Source organism: uncultured Salinibacterium sp., from assembly GCF_963974405.1.
GTDB lineage: Bacteria > Actinomycetota > Actinomycetes > Actinomycetales > Microbacteriaceae > Rhodoglobus.
The window spans coordinates 542,352-563,080 of record NZ_CAXBBH010000002.1 but is presented as its reverse complement, the minus strand read 5'-3'; the positions used below and the strand labels follow the sequence as shown (position 1 = coordinate 563,080).

General features: G+C 60.6%; 19 protein-coding genes and 1 tRNA gene. 8 read left to right on the top strand and 12 right to left on the bottom strand.

Annotation, left to right across the window (positions count from 1 at the left end; all coding sequences use genetic code 11):
• Window positions 1–33: 33 nt before the first annotated feature.
• Together AACZ26_RS11045 and AACZ26_RS11040 are read left to right on the top strand one after the other, a co-directional pair.
• A tRNA-Leu gene (locus AACZ26_RS11045) sits at window positions 34–115 on the top strand.
• Window positions 116–301: 186 nt separating this feature from the next.
• Window positions 302–1,051 (top strand): VTT domain-containing protein, encoded by a 750-nt coding sequence (locus tag AACZ26_RS11040; RefSeq protein WP_339621548.1) that lies wholly within the window; start codon window positions 302–304, stop codon window positions 1,049–1,051.
• Window positions 1,052–1,115: 64 nt separating this feature from the next.
• On the opposite strand, the gene AACZ26_RS11035 is transcribed toward AACZ26_RS11040, so the two are convergent.
• Genes AACZ26_RS11035 through murI form a run of 4 tightly spaced genes read right to left on the bottom strand, consistent with a single transcriptional unit; the run spans window position 1,116 to window position 3,942 of the window.
• Window positions 1,116–1,661: a HEAT repeat domain-containing protein gene (locus tag AACZ26_RS11035; protein WP_339621546.1), complete on the bottom strand. Its 546-nt coding sequence runs from the start codon at window positions 1,659–1,661 to the stop codon at window positions 1,116–1,118.
• A 46-nt stretch (window positions 1,662–1,707) separates the two neighbouring features.
• On the bottom strand, window positions 1,708–2,304 hold the full coding sequence (gene rdgB / locus AACZ26_RS11030; RefSeq protein WP_339621544.1) for an RdgB/HAM1 family non-canonical purine NTP pyrophosphatase: 597 nt from the start codon (window positions 2,302–2,304) through the stop codon (window positions 1,708–1,710).
• Between the two features lie 3 nt (window positions 2,305–2,307).
• The gene (gene rph / locus AACZ26_RS11025) at window positions 2,308–3,063 is read right to left on the bottom strand and encodes a ribonuclease PH (protein ID WP_339621542.1); all 756 of its coding nucleotides are present in this window, start codon (window positions 3,061–3,063) and stop codon (window positions 2,308–2,310) included.
• Between the two features lie 42 nt (window positions 3,064–3,105).
• Window positions 3,106–3,942, bottom strand: a complete 837-nt coding sequence (gene murI / locus AACZ26_RS11020; protein ID WP_339621541.1) for a glutamate racemase — start codon at window positions 3,940–3,942, stop codon at window positions 3,106–3,108.
• Window positions 3,943–4,014: 72 nt separating this feature from the next.
• Between murI and AACZ26_RS11015 the strand changes: the two genes are divergently transcribed.
• A complete protein-coding gene (locus tag AACZ26_RS11015; RefSeq protein WP_339621540.1) occupies window positions 4,015–5,307 on the top strand; it encodes a nicotinate phosphoribosyltransferase in 1,293 nt (430 codons plus the stop codon).
• On the opposite strand, the gene AACZ26_RS11010 is transcribed toward AACZ26_RS11015, so the two are convergent.
• From AACZ26_RS11010 to AACZ26_RS11000, 3 genes are all read right to left on the bottom strand, one after another.
• On the bottom strand, window positions 5,304–5,564 hold the full coding sequence (locus AACZ26_RS11010) for a DUF3039 domain-containing protein (RefSeq protein WP_339621537.1): 261 nt from the start codon (window positions 5,562–5,564) through the stop codon (window positions 5,304–5,306). The two genes, AACZ26_RS11015 and AACZ26_RS11010, sit on opposite strands and share 4 nt — an antisense overlap.
• 71 nt (window positions 5,565–5,635) lie before the next feature.
• Window positions 5,636–7,207 (bottom strand): hypothetical protein, encoded by a 1,572-nt coding sequence (locus AACZ26_RS11005; RefSeq protein ID WP_339621535.1) that lies wholly within the window; start codon window positions 7,205–7,207, stop codon window positions 5,636–5,638.
• Entirely contained in the window at window positions 7,183–8,940 is a 1,758-nt protein-coding gene (locus AACZ26_RS11000) for an ABC transporter ATP-binding protein (RefSeq protein ID WP_339621533.1), read from the bottom strand. Before AACZ26_RS11000 ends, AACZ26_RS11005 begins: the two co-directional genes overlap by 25 nt.
• Before the next feature lie 199 nt (window positions 8,941–9,139).
• Between AACZ26_RS11000 and AACZ26_RS10995 the strand changes: the two genes are divergently transcribed.
• The 4 genes from AACZ26_RS10995 (at window position 9,140) to AACZ26_RS10980 (ending at window position 12,453) form a co-directional block, all read left to right on the top strand.
• Window positions 9,140–9,832, top strand: a complete 693-nt coding sequence (locus AACZ26_RS10995) for a phosphocholine cytidylyltransferase family protein (RefSeq protein WP_339621531.1) — start codon at window positions 9,140–9,142, stop codon at window positions 9,830–9,832.
• Between the two features lie 145 nt (window positions 9,833–9,977).
• Window positions 9,978–10,778 carry an ABC transporter permease gene (locus tag AACZ26_RS10990; protein ID WP_339621529.1) on the top strand — a complete coding sequence of 267 codons (801 nt, stop codon included), beginning with the start codon at window positions 9,978–9,980 and terminating at the stop codon, window positions 10,776–10,778.
• Complete coding sequence (locus AACZ26_RS10985) at window positions 10,778–11,521, top strand: ABC transporter ATP-binding protein (protein WP_339621526.1); 744 nt, start codon at window positions 10,778–10,780, stop codon at window positions 11,519–11,521. Before AACZ26_RS10990 ends, AACZ26_RS10985 begins: the two co-directional genes overlap by 1 nt.
• 122 nt (window positions 11,522–11,643) lie before the next feature.
• Entirely contained in the window at window positions 11,644–12,453 is an 810-nt protein-coding gene (locus AACZ26_RS10980) for a hypothetical protein (RefSeq protein ID WP_339621524.1), read from the top strand.
• Window positions 12,454–12,479: 26 nt separating this feature from the next.
• Here AACZ26_RS10980 and AACZ26_RS10975 read toward each other — a convergent pair whose 3' ends face one another.
• Complete coding sequence (locus AACZ26_RS10975; protein WP_339621521.1) at window positions 12,480–13,772, bottom strand: CDP-glycerol glycerophosphotransferase family protein; 1,293 nt, start codon at window positions 13,770–13,772, stop codon at window positions 12,480–12,482.
• Window positions 13,773–13,964: 192 nt separating this feature from the next.
• Between AACZ26_RS10975 and AACZ26_RS10970 the strand changes: the two genes are divergently transcribed.
• On the top strand, window positions 13,965–15,884 hold the full coding sequence (locus AACZ26_RS10970; protein WP_339621518.1) for a DEAD/DEAH box helicase: 1,920 nt from the start codon (window positions 13,965–13,967) through the stop codon (window positions 15,882–15,884).
• A gap of 88 nt (window positions 15,885–15,972) precedes the next feature.
• Here AACZ26_RS10970 and AACZ26_RS10965 read toward each other — a convergent pair whose 3' ends face one another.
• The 4 genes from AACZ26_RS10965 to AACZ26_RS10950 form a co-directional block, all read right to left on the bottom strand.
• Window positions 15,973–16,839, bottom strand: a complete 867-nt coding sequence (locus tag AACZ26_RS10965; protein ID WP_339621515.1) for a glycosyltransferase — start codon at window positions 16,837–16,839, stop codon at window positions 15,973–15,975.
• Window positions 16,836–17,654: a CDP-alcohol phosphatidyltransferase family protein gene (locus tag AACZ26_RS10960; RefSeq protein ID WP_339621513.1), complete on the bottom strand. Its 819-nt coding sequence runs from the start codon at window positions 17,652–17,654 to the stop codon at window positions 16,836–16,838. The genes AACZ26_RS10965 and AACZ26_RS10960 overlap by 4 nt, the downstream gene beginning before the upstream one ends.
• 4 nt (window positions 17,655–17,658) lie before the next feature.
• Window positions 17,659–18,687: a glycosyltransferase family 2 protein gene (locus AACZ26_RS10955; protein WP_339621512.1), complete on the bottom strand. Its 1,029-nt coding sequence runs from the start codon at window positions 18,685–18,687 to the stop codon at window positions 17,659–17,661.
• Window positions 18,688–18,815: 128 nt separating this feature from the next.
• Entirely contained in the window at window positions 18,816–20,333 is a 1,518-nt protein-coding gene (locus AACZ26_RS10950; RefSeq protein ID WP_339621511.1) for a trypsin-like peptidase domain-containing protein, read from the bottom strand.
• Between the last annotated feature and the right edge of the window lie 396 nt (window positions 20,334–20,729).

The window sequence follows — 20,729 nt, the reverse complement described above, 5'->3', positions numbered from 1 at the left end:
GTTGCGCGATCTCGCGCTAAGATTGAGCGGCCAGCGGGAGTGGTGAAATTGGTATACACGCAGGATTTAGGTTCCTGTGCTTTCGAGCGTGCGGGTTCAAGTCCCGCCTTCCGCACTTCATAGCAACACACAACGGGGCATTACCTGGCCGCCCCAGAACGATGCGCGTGCATTCCGCCATGAGGCCGACAACTACCGGCACATTTCCGGGGGTATTCCCCACAGCGAAGCCCCCGCTGAACCCGTTACTCTGTGAAGTACATAGCTACTGTCGCCGACTACGCGCACCTAGCCGACGATCATGGAGAACACTTTGGTAGGCACCGCCATCATCCCTTGGCTTGATCCCCAAAACCTCATCAACGGTTTCGGGGCGTTTGCCTTGCTAGGCGTGGCCGTTATTGTTTTCGCCGAAACGGGGCTTCTCGTCGGCTTCTTTCTCCCCGGCGACACCCTGCTGCTCATCACCGGCGTTCTCACGTTCGCCGGCGTCATCGAGTTCGACATTTGGTGGGTCTGTCTGGCCATTAGTGCTGCCGCTTTTCTTGGCGGTGAAGTCGGGTATCTCATTGGGCACAAACTTGGCCCCAAGGTCTTCGAACGCAAAGAGACCGGCCTTTTCAGCGTCGAGAACGTCAAGCGCACCAATGCATTCTTCGCACGCTTCGGCGGCGTCGCCGTAATTCTTGCTCGCTTCGTTCCTATCGTGCGAACCTTCGCGCCAGTCGCCGCAGGCGTTGGCCACATGGATTACCGCAAATACTCCATCTACAACGCGATCGGCGCCCTCACCTGGGGCTCCGGGCTCACTTTCGGTGGCTACCTTCTCGGTTACATCCCCTGGTTGAGCGATTTTATTGTCGAGTACATCGACCTCATTCTGCTCGCGGCTGTGACCCTCACCGTGCTACCGACCGCGTTCCACTACTTCCGTTCCTCGCACAAAGCCAAGAAGGCACGCGAGGCCGGCCAGGCTGCAATTCTCGACGATGACGAGGCAGAGGCGCTTGCTCTGCACCCCAAAGACTTCGACCAAAACCTCAACGACTAACGAGGTAGAGCCGTCGCCGCGGCAACTGGTTCAGCTGCCGCAGCTGCGTCAGCTGCTCGGGACCCTACTGCTGAGGTGAGCGCTTGCGAATAGCGGCAACAGCCTGCTGAGCTGCGCGACGCACGTCAATGTCTTCATCCTTGACGAGGGCCGAAATCACGTCGACGTCGTCGAGAGATCCGACAGTTCCGAGGGCGCGAGCCGCCGATGCACGAACGCGCGGTGTTTCGTCCTGCAGGAGCGTCACAAGCTCATCGTGGGCGTCAACGCGACGAGTAGCAACAACACGCGTTGCCATCTCGCGTACGCGCCACGCCTGATTGCTGAGGGCGGTGCGTACGGCATCCGCTGCACTGTCGTTCCAGGCGTGCAGTAGCGCACGTGTGCCCCAGAGCTCTGGCCAGTAGAGCACGGGTGCACCATCGAGGATGCCTTGCGCGTGCTCGCCACCGACAACGAGCAAGAACTCCTTGCCCTCGTTGTTGCCCTCAAGAAGAGAGATGGCGCGCTCAACTACGGTGTCTTCGCCGTGCCGCTCGCTCGCAGCAGCAATGCGGGCTGCGATAGGAAGCTCAAGGTCAACGGCGTGGGGATCATCATGTTCAGACACGCCTCAACCCTACGTTGTTGTGCCGGTTTGCTCGACCGCGGCGGTATTACTGGTTATCGCCGAGCAATTGCGCCCGCACAACAGGCATAATCGCCGAGAATGCTTGTGCCCGGTGACTGAGCGCATCTTTTTGTGCTGAGGTGAGGTCGGCAGAGGTTCCCGGCTGTCCATCAGGACAGAAAATCGGGTCGTATCCGAAGCCTTCCGTTCCGCTGCGTTCGCGCGCAACGGTGCCCGGCCAGAGAGCCAATTCGACGAACTCGTGCGCGTTGTCGCCCGGCACCACAAATGCGGCAGCACAGGCGAACTGGGCAGCGCGATCATCCACCCCGGTCATGTTCGTGAGCAACAGTTCGAGGTTGTCGGCGTCGTTGCGCGTTCCCGCATACCGAGCCGAGTGGATGCCGGGGGCACCGCCCAGCGCATCAACACAGATTCCGGAGTCGTCTGCCAGCGCGGGCAAGCCCGTATGGGCGGCGGCGGCCCGTGCCTTGATGAGAGCGTTAGCTTGGAACGTGTCGCCGTCTTCGACAGGCTCGGGACCGTCGTAGGCGACTAGCTCGAGTCCGTCGAGAGCCGGACCGAGAATGCGACGCAACTCCGCAACCTTGTGAGCGTTGTGGGTGGCGAGAACGATGCGCATTGGCTAGTTGGCTGCTGTAGCGGAACCGGGAGTTCCTTCAGCGAGCGAGGCAACCTGAAGCTGGGTCAGGTCGGCGGCTCCCCCGAGAGCAAGGTCGAGGAGGGAATCGAGCTCACGGCGGTCGAAAGGTGCGCCCTCGGCAGTGCCCTGAACTTCAACAAAAAGCCCGCGACCGGTGACAACAACGTTCATATCGATTTCGGCGCGCACGTCTTCGACGTAGGCGAGGTCAAGCATCGGCTCACCGTCAATGATTCCGACGCTGACCGCAGCGAGCGAATCAAAGAGGGCCTTCGAGTTCTTACCGATGAACTTCTTTTCGCGACCCCACTCGATGGCATCAGCGAGAGCAACGTAAGCGCCCGTGATGGCCGCGGTGCGGGTTCCTCCATCGGCCTGAAGTACGTCACAGTCGATCACGATCGTGTTTTCGCCGAGCGCCTTCATGTCGACAACAGCGCGAAGGCTGCGACCGATGAGACGCGAAATCTCGTGGGTGCGGCCGCCGACCTTGCCCTTAACGGCTTCGCGGTCCATGCGGCTGTTCGTGCTGCGGGGAAGCATCGAGTACTCGGCCGTAACCCAGCCTTTGCCCTTGCCCGCCATCCACCGCGGAACGCCATTGGTAAACGACGCCGTGCACAACACCTTGGTCTTACCGAACGAAATAAGAGCTGAGCCTTCAGCTTGGTCGCTCCATCCGCGCTCGATCGTAACCTTGCGGAGTTCGTTGTTTTCGCGGCCGTCGTGACGTGACATGGATTTCTCTCAATCGGTAGTGCGGGCTTGTGGTGGAACTGCCTAGGGCAGCGGCGGAAGACTAATCACGCCAGTATCAAAAGTTTCGACGCGCACGATGTTGGGCCCCATGAACCGGGAAGCCAAACGGGTGAAGCCTGACTTGTCTGGCCCGGTCGCTTCGAAAGTGTGACTCGATGGCTGAGCAGGGTCGCGCAGCAGATCGTGCGCTACGAGGGTGCTGTAGACGTCAAACGCTGTCTCTTCGGCGCTTGAGACGAGGGTAACGTCGCGGCCCATCACATACTGAATGGCTGCCGAGATGTGCGGGTAGTGCGTGCACCCAAGCACGAGAGTGTCGATCTCGGCGGCCTTGAGCGGTGCCAAATACTCCTCGGCAACCGCGAGCACTTCTGGGCCGGTCGTGACTCCCGCTTCGACAAACTCGACGAACCGCGGGCAGGCTTGCGTGAACAGTTCAATATCGGATGCCGCAGCGAAGGCATCCTCATAGGCACGCGACTTAATCGTTCCCTCGGTGCCAATCACTCCGACGCGACGATTGCGGGTCTGACGAACTGCCGCCCTCGTCGCGGGCTGGATCACTTCAACCACTTCGATGCCGTACGCCTCGGTGTACCGCTCACGAGCATCCCGCAACATCGCAGCAGATGCTGTATTGCAGGCAATAACGAGCAACTTCACCCCGTCGTCAACGAGGCGGTCCATCACTTCGAGGGCATAGCGCCGAACATCCGCTATCGGCTTAGGACCATAGGGCGAGTGAAGAGTGTCACCGACGTAAACGATCGACTCGTGAGGCAACTGGTCGATGATGGCGCGGGCTACGGTGAGGCCGCCGACTCCGGAATCGAAAACGCCAATGGGTGCATCAGTCACGCCTCCAATCGTAGTGGTGGATGCCCGAACACTCCCCGACAGCGTTGAGGGACTGTCGCGTACGCTAGTGACGTGAGTACCGCTCTCCTAACTGACCAATACGAGCTCACCATGCTCGACGCCGCTATCGGCAGTGGCCGCCACGAACGCCCCTGCGTTTTCGAAGTGTTTGCCCGCCGCCTGCCCGACAGCCGCCGCTACGGCGTCGTTGCCGGCACCGGTCGCCTCCTCGAGCTGGTTGAGCAGTTCAGGTTTGGAGACGAGGAACTCAGCTTCCTCTCCCGCAACTCGATCGTGAGCCCCACCACTATTGAGTGGCTTGCGAACTACCGCTTCGCGGGAGACATCAGCGGCTACCGCGAAGGCGACGCCTACTTCCCCGGCTCCCCCGTGCTCACCGTCGAAGGCTCTTTCGCCGAAGCGGTGCTGCTCGAGACTCTCGCCCTCAGCGTGCTCAACTACGACTCGGCCGTCGCGTCCGCCGCTGCGCGCATGGTGTCCGCTGCCGGCGCGCGACCCATCGCAGAGATGGGATCACGTCGCACGGGCGAACGTTCTGCCGTGGCATCCGCTCGCGCCGCCTATATTGCCGGATTTAGCGCAACGAGCAACCTCGAAGCTGGGCGAAGTTGGGGCGTGCCGACGATGGGCACCGCCGCTCATTCATTCACCCTGCTGCATGATTCCGAAGAGGAAGCATTTCAGGCGCAAGTTGATGCGCTCGGCCCGTCGACCACGCTCCTCGTCGACACGTACGACGTAGAAAATGCTGTCGAGTTGGCCGTGAAGGTCGCCGGAACCGGGCTTGGCGCCGTGCGTATTGACTCAGGCGACTTGGCTACCCAGGTCGCCTCGGTGCGCGCCCAACTTGATTCGCTCGGCGCCACCAAGACACGAATCACCGTGACGAATGACCTCGACGAGCACGCGATTGCCGCCCTGCGTGCGGCCCCTGTGGATTCGTTTGGAGTCGGCACGTCGGTCGTCACCGGCTCCGGTCATCCGGCCGCCGGCATGGTCTACAAACTTGTCGCCCATCACAACGACGCGGGCGAATGGGTGTCTGTCGCGAAGAAGTCGACCGCGAAAGCCACCGTCGGCGGCCACAAAGCAGCGATCCGCACGATGGAGCACGGCATTGCGACATCCGAACTGATTTACCAGACAGCGGAGGGTCGGCCCGAAGTCGACGGGCGCGATCTGATCGTTCCGCTCATGACGGCGGGAACCGCGGATGCTCGGTGGCTCGGCGATGGCGGAACGCTTGCCGCCCGCGATCACCGCGAAGATGCCCTGGCTGAACTGCCTCAGACGGCCTTTCGGCTATCTCGGGGCGAACCAGTGCTGCCCACGCTGTATCGCTAGGGCTTCATCTTTTCGTAGACCTCTTTGCAGGTCGGGCAGACGGGGAACTTCTGGGGGTCGCGACCCGGGGTCCAGAGTTTGCCGCAGAGAGCGCGGATCGGCTTGCCCGACAGCGCCGATTCCATGATCTTGTTCTTGGGAGCGTAGTGCGAGAAGCGTTCATGGTCGCCCTCTTCAACCTGCTCTTGGTTGAGGAGTTCTTCAAGTTCGCGGTCGAGAGTGTCCGTTCCGCCGCCAGTGATATCGGTGTCAGCCATGAGCCAATTCTACTTCCGTCGCGGTGAACCTGTGTCTGTGATTGTGCTGACACGGCACAGGAGGGTGTTGGTCAGTTTTGTGAGGAGAGTGCGAGCAGTTCTGGGCCGCGGCGCACCATGATCCGACCGCCCCCATACACGCCGATAAGGAGCACAACGAGCCCGAGCGCCACGCCGACGATGAATGCGGCCCATTGCGGTTGTAACCCGACGAACGGATTGAAGTACACAACGGCAAGCACTGGGGCTGCGAACACTATAGAGATCGCGAAAGTGAAGGACTGCACCGTGGCCGCATTCGATACGAGAGCTTGCGGCTGAATGAAGGCACCATGGCCGGGCAGAGGCGCCGCATAGGGGAACGCTGCGGAGCTGATGCTTGAAACTCCGAGTCCTGCGAAGAGTAGGCAGAGGCTGAGGCCCATGAGACCGGGAAGAGTCTCTTCATTTCCGACAATGACGACGGTGATGAGGCTGCCTACAATCGCGAGCGGAATGCCGACGAGAAGGTTAGGAACGATGCGGCCCCAGCGGTCATCTGAGCCACGCGTATGCGCAGAGACGTGAGTCCAGAGTGCCGTGTTGTCGTGGGCGACATCGTTGTGGGCACTCCAGCCGAGGAACAGGCACATCACGGGCACCGGGATCCACGCGATCACGTCGGCACCGATGCCTCCGACGAGAAGTGCTGCCACCATTCCGATCGGGATGATGGGGATGGCGGCCAGAGCGACAAAGTAGCGGGCATCCCGAGCCCAATAGCTGAGGCTACGAGCAGCAATAGCGCCCAAGGGCGTTGCAGGCATGAGACGGAACCAACCCAGGCCGGAGCGATACGTTTCGACCGCACTGCGCTCAGGACGCGAGAGCACGTAGCCCAAGAGCAAGTACCACCCTGCAGCGAGTGTGGCAAGAAAGGCAATGGCGATCGCGATCTTTCCCACGGCATCTCCGCTATTACCGGCGGCGGCGGATGCCGGAGCGCTCAAGGCTGCGCCGAGCGGCGACCATTCGAGAACAGCGGCAACGCGACGAATCGTGGGCAGCACTTGGGATTGGTAATCTGCGAGCGCCAACATGACAGCGATCGGCAGGGATGCCACCACGAGAGTAATCGCGACGATACCCGAGGCTTCTCTCAATCGTCGGGTGTTGAGGTAGCGCGCAGCAATGAGGCTCGCGAGTCGAGCACCGACAACGGCTGTAGCGATCGCTATGAGCGCACAGAGCACTGCGATGAGCGCGGAGGCAACGCTTCCCGACCACGCAATAATCTGGGCGATCGCGAGCCCGACGAGCATTACAGTGGGAATACTGATCGCACCTGCGAGCAACAGCAGAGAAGCAAGCTTGAGATGAGTGAGCGGCAGATAGGAGAACCGTCGAGGGTCGAGCGGGTCATCCGCGTTCCAACCGAGCGGCATGATGAGGAACCCCACAAGCACGGCGGAACCAAAAACCACGAGAGTAGCGCCGGCGACTTCTGCAGTCGTGCTACGCAGGTTCGCCACGGCAACAATCGCAATGACGAACAGCACTGCGCTGTAGATCAGCACCAAGCCCATCGCGGATGCTACAAGCGGACCCCGGCGAAATGCGTTAGCGAGAAGGGTGAGCTTCAGTCGGAGAAACTGCTTAACCACTCGAGCCCTCCCCCGCTGGAGTTTTTGCCGGTGAGCTGCACGAAACGGTCCTCGAGCGACATGCCATTGCGAACCTCGTCAACGGTACCGTCAGCCAAAAGCTTGCCCTCGACGATCACTGCGACATGGCTGCAGACTCGCTGCACGAGTTCCATACGGTGGCTGGAAAGCAGCACGGTGCCACCGGCATTGACATATTGCTTCAGGATGCGCGTGACGGTCGCCGCCGATACGGGGTCGACCGATTCGAACGGCTCGTCGAGCACGAGCAGGCGCGGCGAATGAATCATGGCAGCCGCGAGCGCGACCTTCTTGAGCATTCCGGAGGAATAGTCGCTCACCAGTCGGCCCATGACATCGTCGAGCCCGAACGCACTCGCGAGATCGGAGGAGCGCTTGCGCACTTCCGTGGAATCAAGGCCGCGCAGCACTCCCGAGTAGTACAAGAGCTGAGAACCCGTGAGGCGATCAAAGATACGCAAACGGTCGGGCAGAACACCGATCGAGCGCTTGGCCTTTTCGGGCGATTCCCACACGTCGACACCGTTTACGGTGGCGTTGCCGGAGTCTGGACGCAGCAGTCCTGTAATCATGGAGAGCGTTGTGGTCTTGCCTGCACCGTTGGGGCCGACAATGCCGTAAAACACTCCCGCGCGCACACTCAGCCGGATGTCGGCAACCGCAACAGTGTCGCCGAAGTCCTTCGAGAGGCCATTAACCTGCAATACAACGTCAGTGGATGTCGCCTCAAGGCCATGACCCACTGTTGCGTTTACAGCCACCACAGCTGAACGCGCGGCTTGCGCCTCGTCCTTCTCCTCCGCTGCTACCGGTTCTGCTTCACTCAGGCTTGCGTCGGCGTCAGCACGTACCGTCTCGGCATCTTCAGCGTCGGCCAGTTCAGTCTCGACCTGCTCGGTTGCGACCCGCTCGGCCTCAGCCTGCTCAGCGTTCAACGTGTCCGTTTCAGCTTTCGCCGCGGCAGCTTTTTCGTCTTCGAGAGCGCGCGCGGCAGCCTTCTGGGCTACCGCCTCGGCGGCGGGCGCAGCAAACTGTGCGGCGAGCGCTCGTAAACGAGTGAGCCCGGCAAGGACAGCATCCGGCTTCTCGGCTACCGCAGGCTTGTCATCGGCTTCGAGAGCGATGTCGGTGACCGGGGTGTCTGTGTTTTCCGCCCCCAGGACTGAGGCTTCGACTTCGTCCGCCGCTTCGGGAGCGGTCTCGCCCTGTGCCAACTCAGGCTCGACCACGACGACGTCAACGCCGACCTCTTCGATGACGATCGCGTCGTTGTCGCTGCGTGCCTCAGTAGTCGCTGACGAAGCGACCATGGGCTCCACAATGGGCGCTTCTGGCTTCGGTTTCGTCGATCGCGAGCTCGCTGGCTTGGGCGCTTGTTGCTTCGTCGCAGCAGTTCTCGGCGCCTTCGAACCCTTTTTAGCCGACGTTTGTGAGGTGCCGGTCGTGGCCCGCGAGGTTGCTGCTGTAGTTCGCTTAGCGGCCGTCGGGCTCGGCTTAGCGGCGGCTGGCTTCTTTGCGGCCGTCGGGCTCGGCTTAGCGGCGGCTGGCTTCTTTGCGGCAGGCTTGCGAGCAGCAGGAGCTGAAGGCTTAGCGGTAGGCGATTTGGCTTGAGAACCACGCGCCGCTGCAGGCTTCCGGGGGCTGGCCGCGGGCTTCGTTACCGACGTGTCATCAGTCTTTTTGCCCTCGTCGGGTGTCTCGGCGTTTTCCACTGTCCAAACCTACCAAGCAGTTGCCGTGAGAATGAGCGAGTATCACAAATAGGCAACAACCCAGCTATATCTATGGAGTTCTCGGGATGCAGCGTTAGCCTGACTATCGCACAAAGGTGTGTCGATTTTGCCAATCTCGGGTTAACAGCAGGTTAACCATTCGTTGTTCCCGAGCCCCAGAACAACTGAGGAGACCACCATGACTACACAAGTCGTGATTTTAGCTGCCGGAATGGGCAGCCGTTTGGGCCGCTCGCTTCCGAAGCCTCTGACTGAGCTCAGCGATGGCCGCACCATCATGAAGCAGCAGTTCGACAACATCCACCACGCCTTTGGCAACAACGTCAAGGTAACGATCGTTGTCGGCTACAAGCTTGAGCACATCATCGAAGCTTTCCCTGAAGCATCGTTCGTCTACAACGAGCAGTACGACCAGACCAACACATCAAAGAGCCTCATGCGTGCGCTCAAGGCTTCCGCCCCTGGTGGAGTGCTGTGGATGAACGGCGACGTCGTCTTTGACCCCACCGCTCTCGAGCGCGCTGCAGCAATGGTCGCGCGCGACCAGTCGTTCGTCAGCGTCAACACCGCCAAGGTGTCAGACGAAGAAGTCAAGTACACAACTGACGCTGAAGGCTTCATCAAAGAACTCTCCAAGACCGTCAAGGGTGGACTGGGAGAAGCCGTAGGAATCAATTACATTTCGCGCGACGCTAAAGCGACCCTCCTGCGTCAGCTCAAGAAGGTCGGCGACCAGGACTACTTCGAGCGCGGCATCGAGCTCGCCATCGAAGAAGACAACCTGCTGATCGAACCCATCGACATCTCCGACCTCTACGCCGTTGAGGTTGACTTCGCTGAAGACCTCGAGCGCGCCAACCTCTTCGTCTAAGCACAATCTTCGGCTCGTCGAGCCATTCAGTTTCGTCCGTCCCGCACGCTGTGCTGGGGCGGACGTTGCTCGTTAAAGCGAAGAATCGCTCACTCTCGAGCCGCTGCGTACAACTTCTGTCGAATTGCCCGCTTACTATAGGGGCGTGGCGAACACAGCACTGGGTCGATCTGCATGGTCTCCCCTCACCCGATACCGACGCATCCTGTGGTTGCTCACTATGCGCGACCTTCGCGTGCGGTACTCCACCTCGGCCCTCGGCTACGTCTGGTCCGTTCTCGACCCCCTCGTGATGGCGGGCATCTATTGGTTCGTCTTCACTCAAGTCTTTGACAAGGCTGTCGGCGAGCAGCCCTATATCGTATTTCTCCTCACCGCCCTGTTGCCGTGGATGTGGTTCAACGGAGCTGTGTCAGATGCGACCCGCGCCTACCTGCGCGAGGCCAAACTCATCCGTTCCACCAAAATCCCTCGCACCATCTGGGTTGCACGCCTCGTGCTCTCGAAAGGTATTGAGTTCATCGCCAGCCTTCCGGTGCTCGCTTTCTTTGCCATCGCGACCGGCGCAGTTCTGCACTGGGAAGCGTTCTACTTCGTGCTCGGAGTGCTGCTGCAGGCAATTCTGACCGTTGGAGTCGGTCTGATTGTGGCGCCGCTGGTGGTGTTCTTCCGCGATCTTGAGCGGGCAACGAAGCTCGCACTTCGCTTTCTGTTCTATGCCTCGCCGATCATTTACGGCATCCCTGATCTTGAAAAGCTAGGGCTCGACGGGCTCGCTGCGTTCAATCCGCTTGCAGGAATCTTCTCGCTCTACCGGGCCGCATTCTTCCCTGACCAGCTTGACTGGTATGCCGTATTGATCGGCGGCCTCATGAGTTTGATTCTCGTAGCGATCGGGATCCTCGTCTTCGTACGCACCGAACGTGCCGTTCTGAAGGAGATCTAATGAGCGACAACCACGTTATTCGGGTAGAAGATGCCGGCATCCGATTCCGTCTCAACCGACGCTCACGCCGAAGTTTCAAAGATCTCTTTGCCGGCCGTAAACGCCGAGCGCGCGCCGACGAATTCTGGGCGCTGCGCCATGTCAGCTTCGATGTGACCGCGGGAGAGGCCATCGGCGTTGTCGGTCGCAATGGTCAAGGCAAGTCAACGCTGCTCAAGCTTGTGGCAGAGGTGATGCTGGCCGACGAAGGAACCGTCCACATCGGGCAGGGAGTAGCACCACTCATCGAGATCACCGGTGGATTCGTTGACGACCTGAGCGTGCGCGACAACGTCTACCTCACCGCGGGCCTGCACGGCATGACCAAGAGCGAGATCAACGAACGCTTTGACGAGATCATCGAGTTCGCCGAAATCAAGCGCTTTATCGATACTCCGTATAAACATCTCTCGAGCGGAATGCGCGTGCGGATCGCCTTTGCGGTGATCTCCCGCCTCGAAGAGCCCATCATCTTGGTCGATGAAGTGCTCGCCGTCGGAGATAAAGCATTCCGCGAAAAGTGCTATCGCCGCATTGAAGAACTCTTGAGGGGTGGCCGCACGCTTTTCTTCGTCTCCCACAACGAACGCGACCTGCGTCGTTTTTGCACCCGCGGCCTCTACCTCGACAAAGGCGAACTTGTGCTCGATGGCCCCATCAATGATGTGCTCGCCAGGTACAACGACGACTACGGAGTGCAGTAGCGCTTTACTATCGATAGCACAGCTCACAGCGACACTAGGATTGCGGCACCACAACGTTACGGTTCGCCAACGGCTGCCAGACTCCCGGGGTGCCGTCAGACACCTCAGGTACGCTCAAAGTTATGGCTTCAAGCGAAACGAGCAGCTCGCACCCCATGGTGGTGCGTGGCATCGACCGTGTGCTCACGGTGCAGCGTCCCGTCGTGCTGGCGCATATCCGCAGCATCCGCCGCAGCAAACCGAACGCCAGTCCGGATGAGATCATCGCTGTGCTTGAGCGTCGTTACCTGGCCGCAGTCACGACCGGTGGCGCCCTTGTCGGAGCGAGTGCAGCGATCCCTGCCGTAGGAACGGGAGCATCACTAGCGCTCTCCGGAGTGGAGACTGCCGGATTCCTTGAAGCCAGTGCGCTCTTCGCCCAGTCAATTACCGAAGTGCACGGCATAGTGGTCGACGACCCCGACCGCGCCCGCGCCCTTGTCATGACGATGGTTCTGGGCGGCGCCGGCAGCGACCTCGTCAAACAGCTCGCAGCCCAAGCAACCGGCACCGGAGCAGCACGCTCGGCCTTCTGGGGCGAAACCCTCGCCAAGAACCTGCCGAGCACCCTCGTCGGCCCCATCGCCGATCGCCTCAAACGCACCTTCGTGAAACGATTTGCGGCCGCTCAAGGCACCAACGTTGTCGGCCGACTCATGCCATTCGGTATCGGGGCAGTCATCGGTGGCGGCGGCAATAACATGCTCGGCCGTCAGATCATCCGCACCGCACGTCAAGGGTTCGGCCCCGCCCCCGCAACACTGCCATCGTGGCTTGAACCAGTGATGGCGCTGCCGAAAGAGCCCACAACGCCACGAGTGCGCGGCGAACGGAGAAGACTGCCGTCTTTGCCATCACTGCCCGCGTTACCGCAGCGTCGCAAGAAGCGCTAGAGCGCTAAAGGTCTAGAGCGCTAAACCTATTCGGCGCTAGGAGACTCGTCTTCGTCATCTTCGAACGGGTCGACTTCGCTGACATGTCGGTCACCGATATGGATCTGAGCGTGACGGTGCCACAGCGCGACGAGCGACTCAACGGCCGCATGAAAGCGAGCCGTTGCTGAGCCAGGTGTCGTGTCTCCGAAGTGACGTTCAGCCCAATAACCCAGACGCTCTTTCGCTTCAGCGTCGAACTGCACACGCTGCGCAATAGCGAGAATGTCACCGGCCTGATCAGCTCGTAACCACTCACACGACCCGAGGTACCCGCCCTCATCAATTTCCGCATGCTCCGAGACAGGACGAGTAACGATGAGAGGTTTACCCGTGGCAAGTCGGTCATAGACCATTGCAGACACGTCTGTGATCGCGACATCCGCCGCCACCAGCTGCCAGCCCATCTCTTTGCCGTCGTCGTAAACATGTTGAACCGATGGATCTGACTCGTTCGCTTCGGCAATGGCAGCGATGATGTCGATATTGGCGCGCTTGTAGTCCTCGTTGACTACGCCACTGCGGGGATGCGGACGGTAGATCAGCCGGTGTGTGTCGCTCGCGAGCACAGCTTTAGCCAGAGCGACACCGTGGCTCTCAATCGATCCATAGGCGGCTGCATCGCGATCGCCCTCCCACGTCGGGGCGTAGAGCACGACGGTGCGGTCATCCGGGGTGTAGGGAAGTTCACCGGCGAAATGATCGGCTTGAGGGCGCCCGATCGGGATCGCCTTTCGCTTGAGATCGAAATCCCACAGCTTGTAGCTCAAACGGTCAAGAGCGGCATCCCCCGCGACAAAGCTGAAGTCATAAGCCTTGAACTGGTTGGTCGTCATGTACATCTTGTCGCTCTCACCATGGTTGATGAAAACGTGCCACATGCGGCCGTAGCGGAACATCTGGAAGTTCTTGGCGTTCTGATTCACGTAGAAAACGATCTTCAGCGGTTGCTCAGAGACAAACTGTTCGAGCTCAGACACGCGACGCAAGTAGACCGTCGGCACGGGAGCTTCCTCCCACAGGGCCAATACTGAGCTGGGCGAGCGCGCAATAATCGATACGGGAAAACGCTTCGAGAGCTCGGCCAAAGGCGCGTACCACTGCCTGATTTGGTAGAGATTAACCTTCGTATCGGCAAAGTAGACGGCAATGCTCACTGAACCGGGTGCGGGCAATGGATGCTCATCCATGAGCCCCGCAACGCGCCGCCGATTGCGGCGAGAGCGCAGCATCGTGCGCACTACCTTGCGTGCGGTCTTGAAGTCGTTCAGTAATGCCATGGTCACAATCAAATCATTGGAAGCGTCGGGCGCTGGCCCACCCACCACACCGTTACAGACCCGATGCTGATCCTTGGGCAGGAGTCAGAGCAACACATTCGATAGTACTCGCCCCCACATTCGAGGCAGATTACTGGGTAAGACCCCTGAAAACCGCATATTACTGGGGGTTAAGCAGGTACTGTTGACGCAATGACCGATTCTGATTCAACCGCACCGTCTGAACCCACCGAGACCGCGATCACTTTCTCCGACCTCGCTCTCAGCGATGCGGTATTGAAAGCGGTACGCGACATTGGCTACGAGACGCCTTCGGCTATCCAAGCAGCCACTATTCCTACTCTTCTGGAGGGCCGCGACGTTGTCGGCCTTGCCCAGACCGGCACGGGAAAAACTGCAGCCTTCGCGCTGCCGATTCTCTCGCGCCTCGATGTCTCTCAGAGCAAGCCTCAAGCGCTCGTGCTCTCCCCCACTCGCGAACTTGCCCTACAGGTGTGTGAAGCGTTTGAGAAGTACGCCACCCACATGCGTGGAGTACACGTGCTCCCCGTTTACGGCGGCCAGGCTTACGGCGTTCAGCTTTCAGCACTTCGCCGTGGTGTTCACGTTGTTGTCGGTACTCCCGGCCGCATCATGGACCACCTCGCCAAGGGCACCCTCGACCTCTCAGAGCTCAAGTACCTCGTGCTTGACGAGGCCGATGAAATGCTCAAGATGGGCTTCGCCGAAGACGTCGAGACGATTCTCGCCGACACCCCAGACGACAAGCAGGTTGCTCTCTTCTCCGCGACGATGCCGGCACAGATTCGCCGCATCTCCAAGAAATACCTGAACAACGCTGAAGAGATCACGGTCAAGGCCAAGACCACCACCTCGGCCAACACGACCCAGCGCTACCTCATTGTTTCTTACCCGCAAAAAGTGGATGCCCTCACGCGCATCCTCGAGGTAGAGAACTTCGAAGGCATGATCATCTTCGTTCGCACGAAGAGTGAAACCGAAAACTTGGCAGAGAAGCTGCGGGCCCGCGGTTACTCCGCAGCCGCCATCAGCGGAGACGTTGCTCAAGCTCAGCGCGAGCGCACCGTCAACCAGCTCAAGTCGGGCAAGCTCGACATCCTCGTGGCAACCGACGTCGCCGCTCGAGGACTCGACGTTGACCGCATCAGCCACGTCGTGAACTTCGACATCCCCGTTGACACGGAATCGTACGTTCACCGCATTGGTCGCACGGGTCGCGCCGGTCGCAGCGGTTCGGCAATCAGCTTCGTCACTCCTCGCGAGCGCCGCCTCCTGACCGCCATAGAGAAGGCCACGCGCCAGCCGCTGACACAAATGCAGCTTCCCTCGGTTGAAGACGTCAACTCGACGCGCCTCACGCGCTTCGACGATGCCATCACCGAAGCGCTCAACCAGCAATCACGCATCACGGCGTTCCGCGAGATCATCGGTCACTATGTCGAACACCACGACGTGCCCGAGATGGATGTTGCTGCCGCTCTTGCCGTTGTCGCTCAGGGTGAGACTCCCCTGCTGCTCTCGGCTGAAGAAGAGCGCGCCCAGCGTTTCGCTGAGCGCGACGAGCGCAAGGCACGCAGCGATCGCCCCGAGCGTGGTGGCGACCGCGGAGATCGTGGCGATCGCCCCGAGCGCCGCCCGCGTTCCACCAAGCCCATGGCGGCGTACCGCATCGAGGTGGGCAAGCGCCAGCGCGTTGAGCCCCGCCAGATTGTCGGCGCACTCGCCAACGAGGGTGGCCTCAGCCGTGACGACTTCGGTCACATTCAGATTCGTCCAGACTTCTCGCTCGTCGAGTTGCCTGCCGACATGTCGAAAGACGTTCTCGAGCGCCTGCGCGACACTCGCATCAGCGGCAAGCTGATTGAGATCGCGCCGGACCGCAAGGCAAACGGCGGCGGAGCACGTTCCGCTGGCGACAAGTACCCGAGCCGTGACCGCTCGTTCGAGGGTGGCGCCCGCGCTAACCGCGAACGTGAAGCGTCACGCGGTTACAACAACCGTGACGGCGACCGCAATGGTGGCGGTTACGCCGGTGGTCGCGAAGGCGGCGGCAGCTACGACGATCGTCCCAAGCGCAAGCCTCGCTCCTAGAGCATGAACTAACGAAAGCGCGGTACTTCACTTCGGTGCGGTGCCGCGCTTTTGCGTGACTGGAGTGGCGTGGCTGGAGTGGCCGCGGCTAGATCACGGGAGGGCGACCGGCACGCGCCATCCGCCCCACCGCTGCCCAACCAATGCTGCGGCGTCCGCCAGGGTTTTCGCGCCAGCCGGCAAACCAACCACCCCACCAGGCGCGCATGCCCACCGGGTTTTTCGCGGAACGCAGCACCTGAATTGCCGTCCAGCTCGCCACATAGAGCGGCACGAGAACGACGGGAAGGTTGCGCTTGGCCAACCACACCCGGTTACGGGCATTGAGACGGTAATAGTAGCTGTGGCGCGCAGGGTCGATAGCCGGATGATTCGCCACCAAGTTTCCGGCATACCAGGCGCGCTTTCCGGCACCCCACACACGCCACGCGAGCTCTATGCCTTCATGGGCATAGAAATAGGGATCACCCCAGCCACCGATCTGATCGAAGAGCGGACGCGGCATCAGCACGGCGCCCTCCCATACTGAAAACACATCACTGGACTGCGCGGGGTCACCCTTGCGGATGCGCGGAATCCAGCGACGCGGATTCTCCTTGCCCTCGGCGTCTTCGACGCGCGGCTGAAGAAGCCCAATACTCTCATCGGCCTGCATGATGGCAATGGCATCGCTCAAGAACGTCGTCGACGGGATGCTGGCATCGTCGTCGAGAAAGAAAATCCAGTCTCCCTGCACATGCTCGACACCGCAATTGCGTCCTGCAGGAATTCCAAGGTTGGCTTCAAGGTGTAGCCCTCGAACGCCATCCGGCAGCCCGCTCGGGTTCCACCCGTTGCCCACAACAATGACGTCGAGTTCAACACCCTGTTGAGCCTGCAGCGACGCAAGGCCCCGTGCAAGATCGTCAGGGCGCTTGCCCTGACTCAGCGACACAACGCCGACACGATGGGTCATGAGCGAACGCGCTTGGAGGTCATGATCGCCACGAAGTGTCCGCCGAGTGCCAGCAACGCTAGCGGTAGCAGAATGAGCAGTACCGTGCGCTCCGCAGCCAAAGCAGGAACGAAGAGAGCGACGATCGCTGTAGCGAAAGCGATCATGGTGAGTTCTACCGAGTGATACAGACGGTGGAACGGTACGAAGCGAGCAAAACGACGGAGTTTCGCGACGAGACTGTGACTTGGTTCGGCCTCACCCTTGCGGTCGCTGAGCTTCTCAAGTCCCGCATTCGCGCGCGCGACATGAACCATGTCGTTGAGCGCCTTATTGAGAACGATGATGAGAGCGAGTGCGAAACCGGCTGTCGTCCAGGCGAAGTCTGCGGGAAAGTCGAGGGGCCAGCCTGCGGCTCGGATGCCGAGCGCGATAGGGATGAGCGCTTCGGTGCTGTAGTGACCCACCTTGTCGAGGAAGACGCCCGCCGGTGAACGGGTGTTGCGCCAGCGTGCGACTTCTCCATCGCTGCAGTCCACGAGCATTTGTAGTTGCCCTAAGATGAGCGCGAGCGCTGCACCGGTGAAGCCCGGAATAAGAAGTGCCGCAGCGGTGAGCCAACCGGTCAGGATCATGAGGCCAGTGACACCGTTGGCGCTGATCGATGTCTTGAGGAGCATCCACGTCAGGTAGGGAGAGATATCACGCAGGTAGAGGGATGCCGTCCAGTGTTCGGCGTTAGCGCGAAGCCGCACCTCAGGCGGCTGTGTGACTTCGCGCAAGTGAGCGATTGTCGCAGGGCGCGCAGCGGGCTGCGAGGGTGTGTGGGGAGACACGATGTTACCTTCCCGTTTGCGCAGTGATGTTCTTGGTGAGCTTCATGAATCCGAGAATGAACCCACTGCCCCAACCAAAGTGGATGCACGGCAACACGATCAGATACCAAAGACCTGATCGTAGCCCCTCTTTGGCACCAGCGACAGCAGCAGCGGCGATAACGAAAAGCGCGTAAACGGCGGGGGCAGCATAGGCAATGGCTAACCAGTCAATGCCTGTGATGCTGCCGACGATTCCCAGAATGAGTCCGACCGCGGTACCAAGAACCGCCAGAGGGGGCACAAAGTAACGCAGAGAATTGGCACTGCCGAAACGACGCGCAAGTTCACCGCGCCAGATTCCGGTGGCCACAAACTGGCGAATGAGTTTGCGCAGGCTGGAGCGGGGACGGTACACGACTTCGAGTTCGGGAGTAAACCATACAGTGCCGCCGGTGGCGCGAAGTCGGCGATTGAGTTCCCAGTCTTGACCACGTTTGATGTCTTCATCGAAGAGCCCAACTTCGACGAGTCGATCGCGTTGGAAGACCCCGAGGTACGCAGTGTCTGCTGGGCCTTCTTTGCCCCCGGTGTGATGTTGAGTGCCGCCGAGGCCCTCAGGTGAGCCGTAGGCATGCGCGACGGCTCGTTCGAACGATGTGCGTCCTTCGGCCTTCATAATGCCGCCAACATTGTCTGCCCCACTGCGCTCAAGCGTCTCGACAGCAATGCGGGTGTAGTTGGTGGGAAGCACGGAGTGCGCGTCTACTCGAACCACGATGGGGTGAGTCGAGGCGCGGATGGCAGCGTTGAGGCCGCCCGGAGTGGAACCAAGCTCGTTGGGAATGTGACGAATGCGCGGGTCGATACGAGCCATTTCGTCGATAACGGCGTTTGTTCCATCAACGCTGGGGCCCAGCGCGAGCACGATTTCGAAGGGTCCTTCGTAGTCTTGCGCTGTGAGGCTATCGACGGCTGCCTCGATGTGTTCAACTTCGTTGAGTACGGGCATCACGTACGACACACCAGTGAGGGCTTGAGCCTTCTTTGCCATGGGTTCCAATACGTAGGACTCGGTTGTCGGTAGAGCTTATCGCGTTGATTGCAATCAGTACTGGATACACACGGATGCGGCGTGCTCGGGCTTGAGGCCCGAGCACGCCGCATCCGTGCTTGGTTCGTTTACTGGAGTGAACCGAGGGTCACGTCGACGGTGTATCCCTTACCGTCACGGACGTAAGTCAGTGGAACACTTTGGCCGGCCGAGTATGCCCGTACTTGAGCAGTCAGGTCAGTCTTGTTGGTGATGGGGAGACCGTCGAAGCCGGTGACGATGTCGCCAACTTTGAGTCCGGCATCCGCTGCTGCTCCCCCGTCGGAAATGCCAACGATGCTCGCACCTACTACTGCGGCGGAAGTTTGGGCAGGATCGTCGGTGACGTCAGCGACAGATGCTCCGAGGAGACCGTGAGTGGCGGTGCCGGTTTCGAGGATCTCGTTCGCAACTCGGCTGGCGAAGTTGGATGGGATTGCAAAGCCGACGCCGATGCTGCCCTGGTTGCCTCCGGATGAGGCGATGGCGACGTTGATTCCGATGAGTTCGCCGTCGGAGTTGAGCAGCGCTCCACCCGAGTTGCCGGGGTTAATCGCAGCGTCGGTTTGGATTACAGCGAGAGCAACGGAGGCTTGGTTGGCCGAGCTTTGGCCGTTTCCCTGTCCCTGTTCTCCAAAGAGGTCGAAGTTCCAGAGATCGGGGGCTTGGCCCTCTTCGGGCGCTTCGGTGTCAGTTTCAGGGTCTTCGGGCAGTGCGGAAGAGGCGATCGTGATGCTGCGGTTGAGAGCGCTCACGATTCCGCTGGTGACTGTTCCCGACAGTCCAAGGGGGGCACCGATTGCGACGGTGTTATCGCCGACATTGAGTTCACTGGAGTCCGCAATGTTAATGAAGGGCATGTCACTGACGTCGTCAATATTGATAACGGCGATATCAGAAATCGGGTCAAAGCCGACGACGGTTGCCGGTAGCAGTCGACCGTCAGAGGTAGTGACGGTGACTTTGGGGTCAGCGACTTTTCCGTCGAGGGTAACAACGTGAGCGTTGGTGATGACGTTGCCGTCTTCGCTGATGATGACGCCGGAGCCGCTGCCGCCCGCGTTTTGGCCGCTCACGTTGATCGTGACGATAGCGGGGGCCGCTTTCGCGACGACTGAAGTGACGAGTGTGGCGTTACCAGGGTCGTTCACGGTGATGGATGCGGGGCTTGCGCTGCCGCCGACGGCTGAGGTTGCTTGGTTGCCGACTGCCCACAGCGCGACGCCTGCTCCGGAGGCTCCGCCGAGGAGCGCGACGATAGCGAATCCGGCGACGAGACCGAGCGTCATTCTGGGCTTCTTGGCGGGCGCGGCCGGTTCGGCAGTTGCTGCCGCCCCAAAGCTAGCGCCCGGCGCGCTGGAGGGTGTATCGCTCGAGGCTGCTGGAGTTGCTTCTGCAGGGGCCGAGGAGCTCATGGCGTTGACAGGCTCGACTGCGGCCGCGGCGGGGGTCTCCGAGGCGGCGGCCGGAACTACCGGGGCGGCGCCTGTTTCGGTGGTCTGCGGCGTGGCTGCGTCTGGGGTTGCAGCTGAAGTCTCTGGGGTGCTGGGTGCGGGGGTGTTGTCGGGTGTTGCGTTGGGGGTGGGTTCTTCGGGGACCTCGGTCATGGTGTGCTCCTTTCAGCGGTGCTAGCCTCCACCGCGAACCTGTGCATTCTATTTAGTTCGGCTGTGGGCTGGCTGCGCGGTTCGCAAGAGTGAGCTTTGTGGTTCGCGCGGGTTTCCCGGCTTTGTGCGGGCTGTGCGCGTGATCGCGTTCAGGTTCGGGTTGAGAAGCCGATTCCTGTGGGGTTGGCGTTGCTGCCTTGGCGAGAGTTAGGCCGGAAAATCCCACCGGCGGAGATAGTGATGCGGCGCCGCCGCAAACTCAAGCGGCTCAGCAACTCAAGCAGCTCAGTCGTTCAACCGCACAGTCGTTCAACCGCACAGTCGTCGGAGGGCGTGCATCCGATCGGTAAAACCAAGAGGAGCACGCCAACCGACGCGTGTACGAGGTTCGGTAGC

What these genes read in the sequence shown, in the direction of transcription:
- AACZ26_RS10955 (WP_339621512.1), bottom strand. Translation starts at nt 18,687, where the DNA reads ATGGCAAAGAAGGCTCAAGCCCTCACTGGTGTGTCGTACGTGATGCCC.
- AACZ26_RS10975 (WP_339621521.1), bottom strand. Translation starts at nt 13,772, where the DNA reads ATGGCATTACTGAACGACTTCAAGACCGCACGCAAGGTAGTGCGCACG.
- rph (WP_339621542.1), bottom strand. Translation starts at nt 3,063, where the DNA reads ATGTCACGTCACGACGGCCGCGAAAACAACGAACTCCGCAAGGTTACG.
- AACZ26_RS10995 (WP_339621531.1), top strand. Translation starts at nt 9,140, where the DNA reads ATGACTACACAAGTCGTGATTTTAGCTGCCGGAATGGGCAGCCGTTTG.
- AACZ26_RS10985 (WP_339621526.1), top strand. Translation starts at nt 10,778, where the DNA reads ATGAGCGACAACCACGTTATTCGGGTAGAAGATGCCGGCATCCGATTC.
- rdgB (WP_339621544.1), bottom strand. Translation starts at nt 2,304, where the DNA reads ATGCGCATCGTTCTCGCCACCCACAACGCTCACAAGGTTGCGGAGTTG.
- AACZ26_RS10950 (WP_339621511.1), bottom strand. Translation starts at nt 20,333, where the DNA reads ATGACCGAGGTCCCCGAAGAACCCACCCCCAACGCAACACCCGACAAC.
- AACZ26_RS11040 (WP_339621548.1), top strand. Translation starts at nt 302, where the DNA reads ATGGAGAACACTTTGGTAGGCACCGCCATCATCCCTTGGCTTGATCCC.
- AACZ26_RS10965 (WP_339621515.1), bottom strand. Translation starts at nt 16,839, where the DNA reads ATGACCCATCGTGTCGGCGTTGTGTCGCTGAGTCAGGGCAAGCGCCCT.
- AACZ26_RS10970 (WP_339621518.1), top strand. Translation starts at nt 13,965, where the DNA reads ATGACCGATTCTGATTCAACCGCACCGTCTGAACCCACCGAGACCGCG.
- AACZ26_RS11010 (WP_339621537.1), bottom strand. Translation starts at nt 5,564, where the DNA reads ATGGCTGACACCGATATCACTGGCGGCGGAACGGACACTCTCGACCGC.
- AACZ26_RS10980 (WP_339621524.1), top strand. Translation starts at nt 11,644, where the DNA reads ATGGCTTCAAGCGAAACGAGCAGCTCGCACCCCATGGTGGTGCGTGGC.